Source organism: Paenarthrobacter sp. TE3676 (assembly GCF_056279165.1).
Genome location: NZ_JBWBQU010000001.1, coordinates 550760 through 567758, shown reverse-complemented (window position 1 = coordinate 567758; position 16999 = coordinate 550760). Strand labels below are relative to the sequence as shown.

14 protein-coding genes are annotated in these 16999 nt (G+C 60.8%); 5 read left to right on the top strand and 9 right to left on the bottom strand.

The annotated features are described in order from the left end of the window. Positions 1-702 carry a pyridoxal 5'-phosphate synthase glutaminase subunit PdxT gene (pdxT, locus tag ACZ881_RS02790; protein WP_091467855.1) on the bottom strand — a complete coding sequence of 234 codons (702 nt, stop codon included), beginning with the start codon at positions 700-702 and terminating at the stop codon, positions 1-3. 102 nt (positions 703-804) lie between these two features. On the opposite strand from pdxT, the gene ACZ881_RS02785 reads away from it, so the two are divergent. Both ACZ881_RS02785 and ACZ881_RS02780 read left to right on the top strand, forming a co-directional pair. Then, positions 805-2136 (top strand): Mur ligase family protein, encoded by a 1332-nt coding sequence (locus ACZ881_RS02785; protein WP_091467856.1) that lies wholly within the window; start codon positions 805-807, stop codon positions 2134-2136. Beyond that, positions 2133-2891 carry a type 1 glutamine amidotransferase gene (locus tag ACZ881_RS02780; RefSeq protein ID WP_476112389.1) on the top strand — a complete coding sequence of 253 codons (759 nt, stop codon included), beginning with the start codon at positions 2133-2135 and terminating at the stop codon, positions 2889-2891. The genes ACZ881_RS02785 and ACZ881_RS02780 overlap by 4 nt, the downstream gene beginning before the upstream one ends. 3 nt (positions 2892-2894) lie before the next feature. Here the strand turns inward: ACZ881_RS02780 and ACZ881_RS02775 are convergent, their stop codons facing one another. Continuing rightward, entirely contained in the window at positions 2895-4160 is a 1266-nt protein-coding gene (locus ACZ881_RS02775) for a CapA family protein (RefSeq protein WP_476112387.1), read from the bottom strand. Between the two features lie 73 nt (positions 4161-4233). On the opposite strand from ACZ881_RS02775, the gene ACZ881_RS02770 reads away from it, so the two are divergent. After that, on the top strand, positions 4234-6246 hold the full coding sequence (locus ACZ881_RS02770) for a M3 family metallopeptidase (RefSeq protein WP_476112385.1): 2013 nt from the start codon (positions 4234-4236) through the stop codon (positions 6244-6246). Between the two features lie 145 nt (positions 6247-6391). On the opposite strand, the gene pdxS is transcribed toward ACZ881_RS02770, so the two are convergent. The 7 genes from pdxS to ACZ881_RS02735 all read right to left on the bottom strand — a co-directional run bounded on the left by pdxS (position 6392) and on the right by ACZ881_RS02735 (position 15974). Continuing rightward, positions 6392-7318, bottom strand: coding sequence for a pyridoxal 5'-phosphate synthase lyase subunit PdxS (gene pdxS / locus ACZ881_RS02765; RefSeq protein ID WP_017197521.1), 927 nt, complete (start codon positions 7316-7318; stop codon positions 6392-6394). 255 nt (positions 7319-7573) lie between these two features. Beyond that, a complete protein-coding gene (gene pgsA, locus ACZ881_RS02760) occupies positions 7574-8203 on the bottom strand; it encodes a phosphatidylinositol phosphate synthase (protein ID WP_476112383.1) in 630 nt (209 codons plus the stop codon). Next, positions 8193-8786 (bottom strand): HIT family protein, encoded by a 594-nt coding sequence (locus tag ACZ881_RS02755; protein ID WP_091467865.1) that lies wholly within the window; start codon positions 8784-8786, stop codon positions 8193-8195. The genes pgsA and ACZ881_RS02755 overlap by 11 nt, the downstream gene beginning before the upstream one ends. Before the next feature lie 19 nt (positions 8787-8805). Further along, entirely contained in the window at positions 8806-10815 is a 2010-nt protein-coding gene (thrS, locus tag ACZ881_RS02750; RefSeq protein WP_476112381.1) for a threonine--tRNA ligase, read from the bottom strand. A gap of 149 nt (positions 10816-10964) precedes the next feature. Beyond that, on the bottom strand, positions 10965-14483 hold the full coding sequence (locus tag ACZ881_RS02745; protein ID WP_476112379.1) for a DNA polymerase III subunit alpha: 3519 nt from the start codon (positions 14481-14483) through the stop codon (positions 10965-10967). Positions 14484-14486: 3 nt separating this feature from the next. Next, the gene (locus tag ACZ881_RS02740) at positions 14487-14831 is read right to left on the bottom strand and encodes a DUF6504 family protein (RefSeq protein WP_476112377.1); all 345 of its coding nucleotides are present in this window, start codon (positions 14829-14831) and stop codon (positions 14487-14489) included. Positions 14832-14912: 81 nt separating this feature from the next. After that, positions 14913-15974 (bottom strand): FAD-dependent monooxygenase, encoded by a 1062-nt coding sequence (locus ACZ881_RS02735; RefSeq protein ID WP_476112375.1) that lies wholly within the window; start codon positions 15972-15974, stop codon positions 14913-14915. A 52-nt stretch (positions 15975-16026) separates the two neighbouring features. On the opposite strand from ACZ881_RS02735, the gene ACZ881_RS02730 reads away from it, so the two are divergent. Both ACZ881_RS02730 and ACZ881_RS02725 read left to right on the top strand, forming a co-directional pair. Beyond that, a complete protein-coding gene (locus ACZ881_RS02730) occupies positions 16027-16563 on the top strand; it encodes a TetR/AcrR family transcriptional regulator (RefSeq protein ID WP_476112373.1) in 537 nt (178 codons plus the stop codon). 46 nt (positions 16564-16609) lie between these two features. After that, positions 16610-16999, top strand: a complete 390-nt coding sequence (locus tag ACZ881_RS02725) for a hypothetical protein (protein WP_091467874.1) — start codon at positions 16610-16612, stop codon at positions 16997-16999.

Genomic DNA, 16999 nt, shown 5'->3' with positions numbered 1-16999 from the left:
TTACGCTTCTCCTCTGATCATTCGAATAAAGAGTTCATGCACGCGTTTCTCTCCCGTCACTTCCGGGTGGAAGGAGGTGGCCAGCAGTTGGCCGGAACGCACTGCAACAATTCTAGCCACTCCATGCAAAGTAGCCGTGTGGCTGGCGTGGTCGGGATCAACCTGGGCAAGGACTTCCACGCCCGGACCAACACGTTCCACCCAGGGGCCGCGGATGAATACCGCGTGAACGGGATCCACACCGGATTCACCGGCACTGAAATCCAAGCCCTTGAAATCGAGGTCGGTTTCGAAGGATTCGCGTTGTCGTCCGAAGGCGTTGCGGCGGACCGTAATATCCAGACCGCCGAAAGTCTGCTGGGGATTTCCGTCAAGGTCCGTGGCCGGGTCTGCAATTTCATTGGCCAGCAGGATCATGCCGGCGCAGGAACCGTAGACGGGAAGGCCCTCTGCGATGCGCTTTTGAAGGGGGTCACGGACTTCGAAGATCCGGGAAAGCTTGTCTATGGTGGTGGACTCGCCGCCGGGGATAATCAGGCCGTCGATGTCGTCGAGCTCTGACGGGCGGCGAATACCCACGCCGGTGGCTCCAGCGGCCTCAACAGCGTGGATATGCTCGCGGAAGTCGCCCTGGAGAGCCAGCACGCCTATTCGGAGTCCTGCACCCACGCGTGACGAAGCGTCGGAAAGGGGGTTGGTCATTGGTCCATCATAGTGGTCCAAGCCCTCAGTAACCTTGTGTCCGGCCGTCGGGCGCCGCCGTCAGGCAGGGTTCCATGCCCCGACTGGGATATATTACAGAGCATGCTTTCCTTCAGCGTTCCCCTCGGCAAGCTGGTCCGCACACTGTCCCGGCTCCGGGGCGGAGGCTCAGCTTTTCCCGGCTTGGTGGTCGAGAAGATCGACCCCGGCTTCATGCAGCGAACGCTCGCGTCGCTCCCCCTTGGTGTAGCCGTGGTCAGTGGTACCAACGGTAAAACCACCACCACCAAAATGGTGGTGGAACTCCTTGAAAGCCAGGGCTTAAAGGTCTTCACCAACCGCAGCGGCAGCAACTTCACCCGAGGTGTGGCCGCTTCGCTCCTGGGCGATGTGGATTGGCGTGGACGACTCGATGCGGACATCGCCATCCTGGAACTCGACGAAGCCCACGCCGTGCACTTCGTCAACAAAGTGGAGCCACGCTTCAGCCTCCTGCTGAATGTCCTGCGCGACCAACTGGACCGCTTCGGAGAAATCGACAAGACCGCCCGCTTACTGGAGCACATCGCCTCCAAGACAACGGACACCGTGGTCCTCAACCGGGAAGATCCGCGCGTTGCCCGGATTGCCGCCGCCCTCAACACCCTAGACGCTGTTCACCACCCCGAAATCCGGTACTTCGGACTCGACGAATCGTTGCGCAGCACTTTCCCCAACGACGACGAAATGCGCACCACAGGCATTGGTCCATCCCCGTCAGGCACCTCTGTTGCTGCGGAAACCGGTGACGATGTAGAACTGCCGGCTGCCGACGTCGTACTCCGCCGGGTGGGCGCCCAGGACGCTGACTTTGAGTTCGACGACGAAACCGTCACCACATCGATGAAACTGCGTGGCGTCTACAACATCTTCAATGCGGCGGCAGCTTTGTCGCTGGCGCGCGCCATCCTGGGAACCGGGCCGGTGGACACGCCCAAACTCGTCAAGGCCCTGGGGGAAGTTGCTCCCGCGTTCGGCCGCGGCGAAAGCCTCACGGTGGACGGCCAGCCCCTGGAGCTGGTGCTTGTGAAGAACCCGAGCGGTTTCCGACTCGGACTGAAGTCCTTCCCCGCCGGCGGATACGCCACCATGATTGCCATCAACGACAACTACGCCGACGGCAGGGACATGTCCTGGCTCTGGGACGTCGAGTTCGAATCCCTGCGGGAAGACGGCGTGGAAGTCCTCACCGGCGTCCGCGCCTACGACATGGCCCTCCGCCTCCAGTACGACGATGTGCCGTTCGGAACAGTGGAACCGGACATCACCGCTGCCCTGCGGACTTTCATAGACGGCTCGCGAGGCAAGCCCAAGCGCGTCTTCTGCACTTACACCTCCATGCTCGCCATTCGCCGTGAACTGGCCAAAATCACCATAGTTGAGGTGGTCTCATGACCTCGGAAACACAGCCCCACTCAGACGCACAGCCCAGCAAGGGAACAATCCGCGTCCTCCAGCTCTACCCGCGGGAAATGAACATCTACGGCGACTGGGGCAACGCCCTGGTACTGAAGCAACGGATCAAGTGGCACGGTTATACGCCCGAGTTGCTCGAATACAACGTGGGTGACGAGTTCCCGGACGACGTCGACATTATTGTGGGCGGAGGCGGGCAGGACAGTGGACAACTGGTCATCCAGGACGACCTGCAGGCGCGTGCCACGCAGTTGAAGCAGCTCGCGGATGAAGGCGCCCCCATGTTGGTGATTTGTGGGCTGTACCAGCTTTTCGGCAAGTTCTTCAAGACCAGCACCGGGCCCGTCATTCCCGGCATCGGCATTCTTGACGTCGAAACCCACGGTACTGACGAACGACTCATCGGCAACGTAACCATGAAATCTGCCGAGTTCGGCGACATTCTGGGCTACGAGAACCACAGCGGGCAGACAACTTTGGGTCCCGGCGTCGAGCCCCTCGGCACTGTCACGAAAGGCGCCGGCAACAACAGCAAGGACGGACATGAAGGCGCCCGCTACAACAACGTCGTAGCGAGCTACCTGCACGGTTCACTGCTGCCGAAGAATCCGGCCATTGCGGACTTCCTGATCCGAACGGCAGCCGAACGCAAGTTCGGAACGTTCGTGCCGGGAACGCCCGACGACGGTTACGCCCGCCTTGCGCGCGAACACGCCGCACGCCGGCCGCGGTAGGCGCTACTTTTCCTTGGTGATCAGCAGTTCGTGCGCGCCTGCTGTTGCTGCGCCCATGGACTCAACCACCGCTTTGGTTCGCTGGTAGGTCTCAGCATCGGCCGCGGGTGTAGCGCAGACTCCCTGTGGTGCATCGCTGGCCACGGAGCACCAACGATAGGGATCGCGAACGATCACTGACGGGGCCCAGGCGAGATCCGACGCAGTCCAAACACCTGCTGCGTTCTGGCTGAACTGCGCCCGGACGAGAAGCCCCTCATTGTTCAGGACATACCACGGGGACAGTTCGGTGACGCCGTTGCCCAGCCCATAGACGATCCAGGTGCCTTTGTAATTCTCGATCGGCAGCACCGAGTGGGTGTGGTGCCCGTAGATCATGGTGAACTGGCCGCTGTCCACCAACGCGTGCGCAACTTCCTGCTGCTGGGCATTGGCTTCGCTGGCGTACTCGTCACCGGCGTGCATGACGCCCAGGACAATGTCGGCTCCCAACGCCTTTGCCTGTTTCGCCTTAGCGATCATGGCCACTGGGTCCAGCTCGTCAACCAACCACGGGTATTCAGGGATTTGCCCGTTGTGGCCATACGTTCCAATGATGACCGCCACCTTGGCAGCGTCCGTTTGGAGCATGAGTATCTCCTTGGACTCCGCTTCCGTCCGGTAGGACCCCGTGTGCTTGAGGGCCGCCGCGTCCAACGCGTCCAGTGTCCGAAGCAAACCTTCAGTACCGCGATCAATGGTGTGGTTGCTGGCCGTGGTGCAGGCCTGGTAGCCGACATCCTTGGATGCTGTGATGATCTGCGGTGGCACGTTGAAGGATGGATAGGCAGAGAACGGCCCTTCCGGGGTTGCAACGGGAGTTTCCTGGTGGCAAATGGCGAGATCGCTGTTACGAATGTAGCGACGCTGCCCCTCGAGAAGCGGAACGAACGTATAGCCGGGCTGACCAGCTGCCGCAGCGTCAGCTCTCGCTTGTTGCCAGAGCTGCGTATGGACCAACATGTCGCCTGTCACCGTGATGGAGGTGCAGCGTAACTCCGGGCAGGCGGGCCCCTTACCTGGGGTGGGGTTCGGTGCGGGGGTGCGGGTCGGGCTTGGGCTTTCCATGGCCGGGGCAGAAGTTGCGCTGCTGCGGTTCGCGTCATCATTTTCCGCGATGACACCGCAGGCATTCACCGATAGGGACATGACCACGGCACTCAGCACGAGTACCGCCTTGCGAGGACCGAACCATCCCCCGGAATATGTGATTTTGCCCATGGCTTTCATCCTACGGCGGGAGCTTTGCGGAAGCGGGCGTGCCGCCCTTGAGGACACGATTCTTACGTGAAAGAGTCACTTCATGACTAATCCACTCTTGAGCCCCAGCCCCCTGCCCTATGGGCTGCCGCCTTTTGCCGGCATCTCAGCAGAGCACTATGCGGAGGCTATAGAGGCAGGATTGGCATCGCACCTCCAGGAGATTTCCCGGATCGTGGCCAATCAGGAGCCAGCTACCTTGGAAAACACGGCACTGGCCATGGAGCGGTCAGGGCTTCTCCTCAACAGGGCGGCTGCGGCATTCTTCACCTTGGTTTCTGCGGATGCTTCCGACGCCATCAAGGCGCTGGAGACAGAGCTGTCACCTAAGTTCTCGGCACACCAGGATGCTGTTTACATGAACCGCGCGCTCCACCACAGGTTCGCAGCCATCGATACAACAGACTTGGAAGCAGAATCGTCCCGGCTGGTACAGGAGTACCTCAAGGAGTTCCGGCAGTCCGGAATTCAACTGGATGACACCGGGCAACAACGCTTGCGTGAAGTTAACTCCGAACTGTCCCGATTGGGCACCGAGTTTGGCCAGCGCGTCAAGGAAGCCATGAAGTCTGCCGCCCTGCTTCTTGACGACGCCGATGATCTTGCCGGGCTGCAGCCCGAAGTGGTCACCGGCGCCGCGGAAGCAGCCAAGCTTGCCGGGCATGACGGCAAGTACCTACTGACCTTGATCCAACCCAGCAACCAACCCGCCATGGCGTCTTTGGAGAACCGGACCATCCGCCGTCGTCTATTCGAAGCGTCCCTGGCACGCGGCACCGATAGCGGCGACTTGGATGTCCGTGAACTTGTGAAGGCTACCGCGCGTTTGCGGGCAGAGAAAGCAACGCTCCTGGGGTTTGCCAACTTCGCTGAGTTGGTGGTGGACCAACAGACTGCTCCCGGTTTCAGCGAGGTGGCGGCGATGCTGGGCCAGTTGGCACCTGCTGCTGTGCGTAACGCCCGGAAGGAGGCAGACGCCTTAGCGGAATCCGCCGGACACCAACTCGAGCCGTGGGATTGGGCGTACTACTCTGCACTTGTCCGAAAGGAAAAGTTCGAGGTGGACGAGCAGGCACTCCTGCCCTACTTCAGCCTTGAAACCGTGCTCAACGACGGTGTCTTCCATGCGGCAACGCAGCTTTACGGGGTCACTTTCCATGAGCGCGAAGACTTGGACGGCTATCACCCCGACGTCCGAATCTGGGAGGTCCGGAATGAAGACGGCAGCGGCCTCGGCCTCTTCCTGGGCGACTACTACACGCGGGAATCAAAGCGCGGAGGTGCCTGGATGAATTCCCTGGTCGAACAGTCCAGCCTCCTGGGAACGCGCTCCGTGGTCATTAACAACCTCAACATCACCAAGCCGGCGCCCGGCGAGCCTACACTGTTGTCCTTGGACGAGGTCCGTACCGTTTTCCATGAATTCGGCCACGCCCTGCACGGCCTCTTTTCCGATGTCACCTATCCGCGGTTCTCCGGCACGTCCGTGCCGCGCGACTTCGTGGAGTACCCGTCCCAGGTCAACGAAATGTGGATCATGTGGCCGGAGGTACTGGCCAACTACGCACGTCACTACTCCACCGGGGAAGCTCTCCCCCAGGACACGGTGGACAAACTCAATGAGTCGTTGTTGTGGGGAGAAGGTTTCGCAACCACCGAATACCTCGGCGCGGCCCTCCTTGACCTGGCGTGGCACGTGCTGTCCGAGTCCGAAGTTCCGGACGACATTCCCGCCTTCGAAGCCAAGGCTTTGGCCGACGCGGGAGTCGCGCACCCACTGATCCCGCCGCGGTATCGCACCGGCTACTTCCAGCACATCTTCGCCGGCGCGGGCTACGCAGCCGGCTATTACTCCTACATCTGGAGTGAGGTGCTGGACGCGGACACCGTGGAGTGGTTCAAGGAAAACGGCGGCCTTACCCGATCCAACGGGGACCGGTTCAGATCCGAGCTGCTATCGAGGGGTAACAGCCGCGATCCGCTGGAATCCTTCCGCTCATTCCGAGGCCGTGACGCCGAGCTGGACCCCCTGCTAAAGCGCCGCGGCCTCAACTAACTCACACACCCCAAAAAAACGAAACGGTGGGCGCTGATCCGGCAGTGTGCGTAAAAGGGCCCCCGCCCCAGCCACCGCCAAAGTGGCGGCAGCGGGAGCGGGGAATAGCACACAGAGGATCAGCGCCCACCGGGCGCAATGAGACCTACCAGCCGCGCTCTGCGAGGCGGTGGGGCTGCGGGATGTCGTCCACGTTGATGCCGACCATGGCTTCGCCGAGGCCGCGGGAGACCTTGGCGATGACATCGGGGTCGTCGTGGAACGTAGTGGCCTTCACGACGGCGGCGGCACGCTCTGCGGGGTTGCCGGACTTGAAGATCCCCGAACCAACGAACACGCCGTCGGCGCCGAGCTGCATCATCATCGCAGCGTCAGCCGGGGTAGCGATGCCACCGGCGGTGAACAGCACCACGGGGAGCTTGCCGGTGGCGGCAACTTCCTTGACCAGCTCGTACGGGGCCTGCAATTCCTTGGCCGCAACGTAGAGCTCGTCCTCGGGCAGTGCTGCGAGCTTGGCGATCTCCGAACGGATCTTGCGCATGTGGCCGGTCGCGTTGGAAACATCGCCGGTGCCGGCTTCGCCCTTGGAACGGATCATCGCCGCGCCCTCATTGATGCGGCGCAAAGCCTCACCGAGGTTGGTGGCACCGCAAACGAAGGGGACGGTGAAGTTCCACTTGTCGATGTGGTTGATGTAGTCGGCCGGGGTCAGGACCTCGGACTCGTCGATGTAGTCAACACCGAGGGACTGCAGGACCTGGGCTTCGACGAAGTGGCCGATGCGGGCCTTGGCCATGACCGGGATGGACACGGCGGCGATGATCGCATCGATCATGTCCGGGTCGGACATGCGGGACACGCCGCCCTGGGCGCGGATATCGGCCGGGACACGCTCGAGCGCCATGACAGCGACGGCACCGGCATCCTCGGCGATGCGGGCCTGCTCGACGTTAACGACGTCCATGATGACGCCGCCCTTGAGCATCTCCGCCATGCCCCGCTTGACGCGGCTGCTGCCCGTGACGCTGTTCGCGGACGAACCGGCTTCGTTGCTTACATCTGGTGTAGACACAAAAACCCCTATGGGTAGATAAACGACCTTCTTGCCGGGGGCGCACGCAGCCACACGACCGCTATCAGCGCACACCGGGTTTCAGGTCAAGGTGACCAAGTACTAGTAATAGTAGTCGCACCTTGCATGGTGGCAGTACATTCATTACTGCCTGAGCGGGCAACAAAGCGGGCTCCAGTAGGGCAGGTGCACAACTTCGGAGGAGCCACATTGGTCGCTTGCCAGTTCCTTTGGCAAGCATTGCCTGCTGGTCCTTTACGCTGCAGCGGTTCCATCGGCTTCAGCCGTAGCCTGCCGCCGCACTGCCGACATTCGCTGGACGATCGTCACCAGGCTGGCCAGGGCAAGAAGAATCAGGGTCCCGAACAACACAACCGGCGGGAGCCCCAATCCCGTGAGCCCCGTGATGAGCAGCACGGAAGCCAAGCGTTCTGCGCGCTCTGCGATCCCCACACTGGCTTGGTAGCCCAAGGACTCCGCTTTGGCCCGGGCATAGGAAACAACCATGCCAAGAACCAGGCAGACGACGGCGGCGGTGCCTATTGCCGGATCCTCACCGCCGGTGAAAAACCAGATGGTGAGGCCGGCAAAAATCGCGCCATCGGCGAGACGGTCCAAGGTAGAGTCCAGGAAATTACCCCAACCACCGCTCCGCCCCTGCAGCCTTGCCATGATTCCGTCTACGACATCCGAGAACGCAAAAAAGGCGACCACGACTGAACCCCACCATAAGAAGCCCAGCGGGTAGAGGACGAGTCCTCCCAGGATGACGCCGGCGGTCCCTGCAATGGTCACTGCGTCCGGAGACACACCGATCCTGAGGAGCCAACGCGCTAGAGGTGTAAAAAGTGAAGTGAAAAAGCCGCGCGCATGCCTATTGAGCATTCGACTCCCCCGGCCAGGCTTCGGCCACAAGCTTGCGGACCTCATCAAGGGTCTGCGTAATGGCCTTGGTCTGGGCGATGATCGGGAAAAAGTTTCCATCCCCGCCCCAGCGCGGAACCACGTGCTGATGGAGATGCGCGGCGATGCCTGCACCGCCGGTAACACCTTGGTTCATGCCCAGATTGAAGCCGCTGGGATTCGAAACCTTCCGCAGCACCCGCATTGCCGTCTGGGTAAGATCGGCGAACTCTGCCGTTTCCTCCGCCGTGATGTCCGTGTAGTCGGGAACGTGCCGGTAGGGACAGATCAACAGATGGCCGGGGTTGTACGGGAACAAATTCAGGACCACATAGCAGGTCCTTCCCCTATGGACGATGAGGGATTCCTCATCCGAGCGCGTGGGTCCTACACAGAACGGGCAGTCATCCTTGTTTTTGAATTGATCCTGCCCGCCCTTGATGTAGGCCATACGGTGCGGAGTCCACAGGCGCTGAAACGCGTCCGGTACGCCCGCCAATCCGAAGTCATCGGTTACGTCTGCGTCGCCTGGAAGGTCAGCTGCCGCGCCTGTGTTCTCCTGCACCGTCTATGTGTCCGTTCCGTCAGCTCTCGCGGTTCTTGACGGCGTCAACGATCCTGCGGACCGCCTCGGCCACGGGAACCCCGTTATCCTGGCTGCCGTCCCGGAAGCGGAACGACACCGCACCGGCTTCTGCGTCCTCACCTCCGGCAATCAGGACGAAGGGGATCTTGTCTTTGCTGGCCGTGCGGATCTTCTTCGGGAACCGGTCCGAGGAGATATCAACCTCGGCACGGATTCCTGCAGCTTTGAGCTGGCCAACGACGTCGAACATGTAGTCGTTGAAAGTTTCCGCCACGGGGATTCCCACCACCTGGACAGGAGCCAGCCAGGCCGGGAACGCCCCGGCGTAGTGCTCGGTGAGTACACCCATGAAGCGTTCTACGGAACCGAAAAGGGCTCGGTGGATCATGACCGGCCGCTGGCGTGTGCCGTCGGCTGCCTGGTACTCCAGTTCGAAACGCTCAGGCAGGTTGAAGTCCAGCTGGATGGTGGACATCTGCCAGGTCCTGCCGAGTGCGTCCTTTGCCTGTACGGAGATTTTAGGTCCGTAGAATGCTGCTCCACCCGGGTCCGGTACCAGCTCCAAACCGGAAGCCGCAGCAACCTCGGAAAGAGTGCGGGTGGCTTCCTCCCAAGCGGCATCGTCACCAACGAACTTCTCCTCGTTCTTGGTAGAGAGTTCCAGGTAGAAGTCGTCCAGGCCGTAATCCTTGAGCAGGCCCAGGACGAAGTTCAGCGTAGTGGTGAGCTCGTCCTTCATCTGTTCGCGGGTGCAGTAGATGTGGGCGTCGTCCTGTGTCATGCCACGGACGCGGGTCAGACCGTGCACAACCCCGGACTTTTCGTAGCGGTACACAGAGCCGAATTCGAAGAGGCGCAGCGGAAGTTCGCGGTAGGACCGGCCCCGGGAGCGGAAGATCAGGTTGTGCATGGGGCAGTTCATCGGCTTCAGGTAGTAATCCTGCGCCGGCTTTCGAACGGTGCCGTCTTCGTTGAATTCAGCGTCTACCTGCATCGCCGGAAACATGCCGTCCTTGTACCAGTCAAGGTGGCCGGAGACCTCGTAGAGGTGTCCCTTGGTGATGTGCGGGGTGTAGACGAACTCATAACCTGCATCCACGTGGCGTTGACGGGAGTAGTCCTCCATTGCCTTGCGGATGATGCCACCCTTGGGGTGAAACACAGGGAGGCCTGAGCCCAGCTCATCCGGGAAGGAGAAGAGGTCAAGTTCGACGCCGAGCTTGCGGTGGTCCCGTCGCTCAGCTTCAGCAATGCGCTCCTGGTAAGCCTTGAGGGCTTCCTTGGTGGGCCACGCGGTGCCGTAGATGCGCTGCAACTGCTGGTTGTTCTGGTTGCCGAGCCAGTACGCGGCGGAAGAACGGGTCAACGCGAAGGCGTTGGAGATGATTTTGGTGTTCTGCAGGTGGGGACCGCGGCAAAGATCGCACCAGATGCTCTCGCCGCTCTTTCGATCCACATTGTCGTAGATCGTGATGTCGCCCGCACCTACCTCGACATTGACGCCTTCCACCGCATCGCCTGCGTCGTTCTTCTTGCCCAGCAGCTCCAGCTTGTAGGGCTCGTTGGCCATCGCTTCGCGGGCTTCTTCTTCGGTAACCACACGGCGAACGAATTTCTGGTTCTGGTTGATGATCTTTTGCATCATCTTTTCCAGCGTGCGGAGGTCTTCCGGGGTGAAGGGATCAGCGACGTCGAAGTCGAAGTAGAAGCCGTCAGTGATGTACGGGCCGATTCCGAGCTTGGCGTCGGGGCGCAACTGCTGAACGGCCTGTGCCATAACGTGGGCTGTTGAGTGGCGGAGAACGTTGAGCCCATCGGGGGAATCGATGGTGACGCCCTGGACGTCTGCGCCTTCGGTGAGGACCTGATCAAGGTCCTTCAGCACACCATCCACACGGGCTACAACGACGTCGCGGCGCTCGAAGAAGAGTTCCGCGCCGGTAGTCCCTTCCGTCACCTTGGTCTCTTCGCCATCGACGATGAGGGTGATCTGTTGGGCATCTGACACGGGTGTCTCCTATTCATAGTTAAGGCTTCATAGCTTGTGGCGTACGGGGACCACAGCCAGCCACCGTCAATCGTATCCGCTTCAGCGAAGGCGGCCAAAGCAGCGCGCCGTGGCCGAATCTGGCTAACCGAGGCATGATTCTGCCGGGTTCAGCTACCCAGGCCGGTGATGGCAAGGTTCCTGGAGATGCCGTGGAGCGGCCCATGCTGGGTGTATTCCTCCGGTAGCCCGGTTTCGGCAGGTAGGAGCTCGGCAAATGGCAGCGCTTCGGGCCGGCTGAGGTCCCAGGCTTTGCTGGCGCTCAGGCTGATTCCCTTGGGGCCTGTCCTTCTGGTGGTTCCACGGATCAGCAGCAGGCGGGTACCAAACAGCAGTGGCCCGGATTCTTCCTGCGCTTCATGGAAGAAGACCGAATCCACACAGCCGGTACCGTCGTCGATGCTGATGAAGACGACGCGCCGCCCGCCTCGCATGGGTGGGGTCTGGGTCGCTATTCGGACCCCTGCCACCAGGACTTCGGTCCCGTTGCGCAAGCCCAGGAGTTTGTCTGCCGTTGTAACTCCCAGTTTGTCCAACAGTGGCCTGTGGCTATCCATCAGATGCTCGCTGACATCCACAGCCATGAGATCAAGTTCCGCCCTGACGTTGTCCACCATGGAAGGTTCGGGAAGTTCAGGAGCCAGGTTCCTCAATTCAATATCGCCCAAGGCAAATGACAGTTGACCTTCGATGACGTCTGCAGCTTTTTTCGAGGGGCTGCTTTGGAGTGCCTGCAAATGGTGCACAAGATCGGCCCGGTTAGCCTTTCCGCCAGAGTCTTTATGCAAAGCATCGAAGGCGCCAAGTTGGGCAAGTCTTTTGATGTTCGGTTTGCTCACCCTTGCCCGCGCGCGCAGGTCCGCCAAGGAATCATAAGGTTGCCCGGCCGCGATGCGTTTCAGCTCTGCGCCTGAAAGTCCGTAGATTCCCGTGAGGCTCAAGCGGATTCCGAGCTTGCCCTGGTCGGGGCCCTGTTGGATTTTCTCCACTCGATATTCAGCCTGGCTCCTGTTGATGTCCAAAGGCAGGATGGGAATGCCGAGTCGGCGGGCTTCCGCTACCAGAAGGCGTTTGGGATACATCCCGGGGTCATGTTCCCACAGACCGGCAAGAAAAGCCTCGGGATGATGGGCCTTGAGCCAGGCTGACTGATAAGTGGGCACCGCAAAGGCAGCACCGTGGGCTTTGCAGAAACCAAAACTGCCGAAGGCTTTCAAGGTTCCCCAGACCTTGTCCACCACTTCGGGAGAGTAGTTCTTGATTGCTTCCCTGCGGAAGTACTTCTCCACACCCGGCTCATGCACTTCGTCGCCCAGGGCTCTGCGAAACTCATCAGCCCTGTCCAAACCGCAGCCAGTCATGACGTGGAAGGTCTTCAGGATCTGTTCATGGAACACGGTAACGCCATGGGTCTCTTCCAGCACGGGCTTCAGGTCCTGGTGGGGATAAATCTCAGGAGCAAAGCCATGCCGATGTTCCAGGAAGGGTCGCACCATGTCGGATTTCATGGGTCCGGGCCTGAAAAGTGAGATGTCGATGATGAGGTCGTTGAATTCCCGGGGCGCCATCTTTCCAATGAGCTCACGCTGTCCCGGTGATTCGATCTGGAAGCAACCGAGTGTGTGGGTGCTCCGGATCAACTCATATGTTGGCTCATCGTCGAAGGGTACGGCGTTGAGGTCAATCCTGCCGTCAGGGGCGATGTAGTCGGGACCTGCGCCACCTGGCTCCACTGAATGCCGCCCGGCTGCGACAACTTCAGCCTTGGAAGGATGCAGCCTGATTACTTCCCGAACCGCGAATGCCATGGCGCTCTGCATGCGCACTCCCAGGACATCCAGTTTGAGCATGCCCATGGGGTCCATGTCGTGTTTGTCGAACTGGCTCATGGGCAGGCCCAAACCGCTGGGCTGAATGGGAGTTCGGTCCAGGAGTGTTGCATCTCCCAAAATCACTCCACAGGGATGCATGGAGATGTGCCGGGGCAGCCGATCCAGCCTTTCGGTGAGATCCACCAACAAATCCAACTGCTGGTTCTCCTCCATGGCACCCCGCTCCACGCGCCCGGCAAAATCGCGCAACTCGGGCTTCTCCACCAAGGCTTCGCGGAATTTACGTGCAGAGAATCTCCACAGTTGCTTGGCAATCTCACCCACTTCTTCGTCAGGCATTCCCAAGGCCATGCCTGCATCCCGAACGGCACCACGTGCCCTATAGCCGTTTTGCATGCTCATCAGGGTGACGCGTTCGGCGCCGAAGCGGTCAAAAATCTTTCGGTAAACGTTATGCCTTTCAGCACTTTCCACATCAATATCAATGTCAGGAAGCGTGGACCTGCGGCCGGAGAGGAAGCGCTCGAAGATGAGGTCATGGCGGATCGGGTCAACCTGGCTGATATCGATCAAGTAATTGACCAGGCTTGAGGCACCGGATCCCCTCGCAGCTACCCTGACCCCCATATCGAGGATCATCCTTGAAACTTCTGCCACTGTAAGGAAGTACGAGGCAAAGCCGAGCCTGCCGATGATTCCCAGCTCGTGCTCCAACCGCGAGCGCAGATGTTCTTCTGCATCTCCATTGATGCCCGGGAACCGCCGGATGATTCCGGCTTCGCAGCGTTGGGTGAGTTCAATCATGGGGTCAGCGTCGATGCCGATGATGGAGGCCTCGGGAACTACCGGCTTCTTCCATCCCATATCAAGGACAGGATTGATGCGGCATTTGTCCGCGAGCGCTTCAGTGTTTGCGAGGAGTTTGGTGAGGTCGGCTTTCCCCAGGCCAGCTGCGCTCATGATTTCTTTGCCGAGTTGGAGCATTTGGTGCGGCGTCTTAAGCCAGCCCTGCCCTGTTGGTTGGAGCTTCCCTGTTGGTTGGAGCAGGGGTGCCGTTGAGAGTTCAGGGAGGGATTTGAGGGTTCGTGCGGAGTCGAGGACGTCTGCGGTGGCGGCGCCGTCCTGGGCACAGTAGCGGACGGCGTTGCTGAGGATTGCGGGAATGTTGTATTCGAGTGCGAGCTTGAGCATGCGCACGGCATGAGCTGTGCTTAGTGGTTCTCCGGGGGCGCTGAGGTGGGATACGACTTCAGCGACCATGGTGCCGGGTGGCATGGCGTCGATCCATTGCTTGAAGAGGGTTCTGGGCCTGAGGTATTTGCGGCCTCCCATGGCTTGGCCGACGTCTGAGTCGGGTCCTATCAGCACGGTCAGGACTGGTTTGAGGGTTTTGGGGTCGAGGGTCCTTGAGGCGAGTTCGCCGCGGGTGACTGCAGCGGGGACCGCTCCCCCGGCTTTGCCTGAAGTGCGTGCGTGGGCGTCGGATATAAGGCGGCACAGTGCCCTGTACCCGGCGCCGTTGTTGTTTCCGTGGGCGAGTACGACGACGCGGCCCGCGACTTGGGTGCAGTGGTCGCCGTCGTCGTCGAATACCGCCAGGTCCACCCCTACGATGGGGTCGATGCCTGCGTCCATGCATGCTTTGAGGTGTTTGATGGTGCCGTACAGGCCGTCCCGGTCTGTGCAGGCGAGCGCTGTGGCTCTGTCTGCTGCGGCTGTTTGGGCTAGCTCATCCGGCCAGGAGACGCCGTAGTGTGCGCTGAATGCCGTGGAGGCGTGCAGGTGGGTGAAGCTCAACGTTTACGCCGCTTCTTCGGGTTCTACGGTGCGTGCTGGTGCGGCGTCGTGGATGCGCAGGAGTCTCCAGCGTCCGCTTCCTATGTGCCGGACCAGGTCGAGGGTGATGGGGTGGCTGGTTTCTGCGTCAGATGAGGTTGGCAGGAGTTGGACACGCCAGATCTCGTGGTCAACCAGGCCAGCTCCGCTGCCAAGGGGGGCGCGGCTTTCTTCAAGCCACCATTGGCGCCGTTCGTACCATCGAACAGGTTCGTTGGTGACCGTGTATTGCGTTCCTTTCCATTGGACTTCCCGCGGCTGGCCTGCGTCAGTGCAGCTAACTCCGACAGATTCACTGAACAGCCCCATGCCCTCACCTCTTTACGCCAGGAAACCATATTCGAAAGTATGTTCGAATAAATCAAGTTTACGCCGACGTACCGACAAAACCTACTTCGAAGTTTCAGCCTTCTCCCGGGCTCCGGCCACACGTTTTCCCACCTGCCTCAGCAAGGCGTCACGCCATGGTTGTGCGCCCTGGGCAAGAGCAATGCTCCCCATAGCGGAAGAAGCCGAGCGGAGTAGCTGGGTTCGTATGACCCGCCTGCTGTTGTAGGTGGCGAGTGCCTGGTCAATGGGTTGGTCGTTCAGCAGTTTGCCCAGGGTCACAGCATCGATGAGGGCTTCGCAGGCGCCACGCCCCAGGTTTGGGGTCATGGCGTGCGCGGCATCCCCTACCAGCGCAACGCTCCCTCGCGTGTATCGGCCCATGGGTGGAGTGGTCCAGATGCGTTGCGCCAGTGACGTCTCCGGATTTGCCTGGGAGAGTACACCCCGCACTGCGGACGAGTAGTTGGCATAGCGTTGACGTGTCACTTCGAGTGCCTCTGCGACGTCTACCTTGTCCGGGCCCAGCTCGGAGCGGAAGGAGGCGTACCAGTTGCTTCCCCCTATGGCAGGGGCCAAGCCGAAAATTTCACCGCGTCCCCAGTATTCTCCAACGTCGCGTGGGGACGGGGTTCCGGGAACGACTCCCCGGACTGCCAGGAAGGGCGTGGGCTTTGCCGCACTTCGTTTGCCCCACGAATCCCTCCGAACAATGCTGTTGACTCCATCGGCTCCCACGGTCAACGTGGCTGCGCCAGAAGGTTGATCCACCCTCCCCGCTACCCGGCGTACGGAGACGGGCACCGCGGTGTCCAGCAGCCTCAGCAGTTCGGGTCGGGATACTCCCAACAAACCCTCTCCCTCCATGGACAGCAGGGCTTCTCCGGAGGGCCGTCGAAGTGCGCCGGCTTTGATAATGGCTCCATGATTCCGTACGGCCCCGAGTATCCCCAGCCTGGATAACGCCTGCTGGGCTTCCGGCCACATGGCCAGGGTTGTTCCGACTGCTGGGAGTTCGGTCCGCTGTTCATGGACAGTGACGTCGAACCTGCCGGGGTTGAGCATTCCTGCGAGCGCAAGCCCGGCGATTCCTCCACCAATGATGTCCACTTTTTCCATGGCCACACTGTACTACTACATTTGTAGTACCGATAGGGTTTGAAGCTAGACTTTCGCCATGCCGGACCGCCGAACCGAACTTGCCGACGCAGCGCTCGCAGTCGTTGCTGCCAAAGGCCTCAAGGGACTCACCCACCGGGCCGTCGACGCCCAAGCAGGCGTCGCCGTCGGAACTACCTCGAACTATTTCCGCAGCCGTGCAGCGCTGATAGGGGCCGCCGTCGACCGCGTTGAAGAACGGGACCGCCTCCTGCTCCAGCAGGGTGGAAGGGAAATCCCGACGTCGGTAGCCACCTTGGCGGAGCAGATCGCCGGAGCGGTCATGGGACTCGCGCATGAGAACGCGGAACTGACCCGGGCCCGTTTCGCCTTTGCCCTTGACCAGCCCGATGTTGTGGCTGCCGGGCACGAGCGGCTGGTATCGGCCTTGGCGCAACTGCTCGAAGCCATGGGAATACCAGAAGCCAGGGCCCGGGCGGAAGCAGTATCCGACTACAGCGACGGCCTGGCCATGCACCTGCTGACCGCCCGCAAAGGGCAGCACACGGACAGCGCTACGGTGGCACGGAACGTCCGGCGCTTGCTGGAAGGTTGAAAGTCAAGGGGTGGACGGCAGCCGGTCCACAGAGCAGGATTGTGGCATGAGCACCAATGACGCACTCCTGAAGCAGGTCAACATCTCCGCCGAAGACGACAACCTCGTGGCACGGTTCGAAATCGATGGCAACATACCAGGCTCCGGCGCTTACGTCGTGGGCCTTGTTGCTGCCAGCGAGGACTATTCCTCACAGCGCAGGCTCGGAATCGAGTTCATGAACGGCGAGGCAATCTCGTTCTACTCCTTCAACCATTCCCTCAGTGCCGAGGAGAACTACGACATCAAGGGCGTGGAGCACTCCGGCAACGTCATCACGGGGAACTTCCCGATGTCGGCCATCCACGGCCTCAGCAAAGGCCACGTCATGACGGGCTTCAGCGAAGCCGATGGCCGGGAGTTCCAATCCGGCGTGCCGGTGAACGAAGCCCTCTGA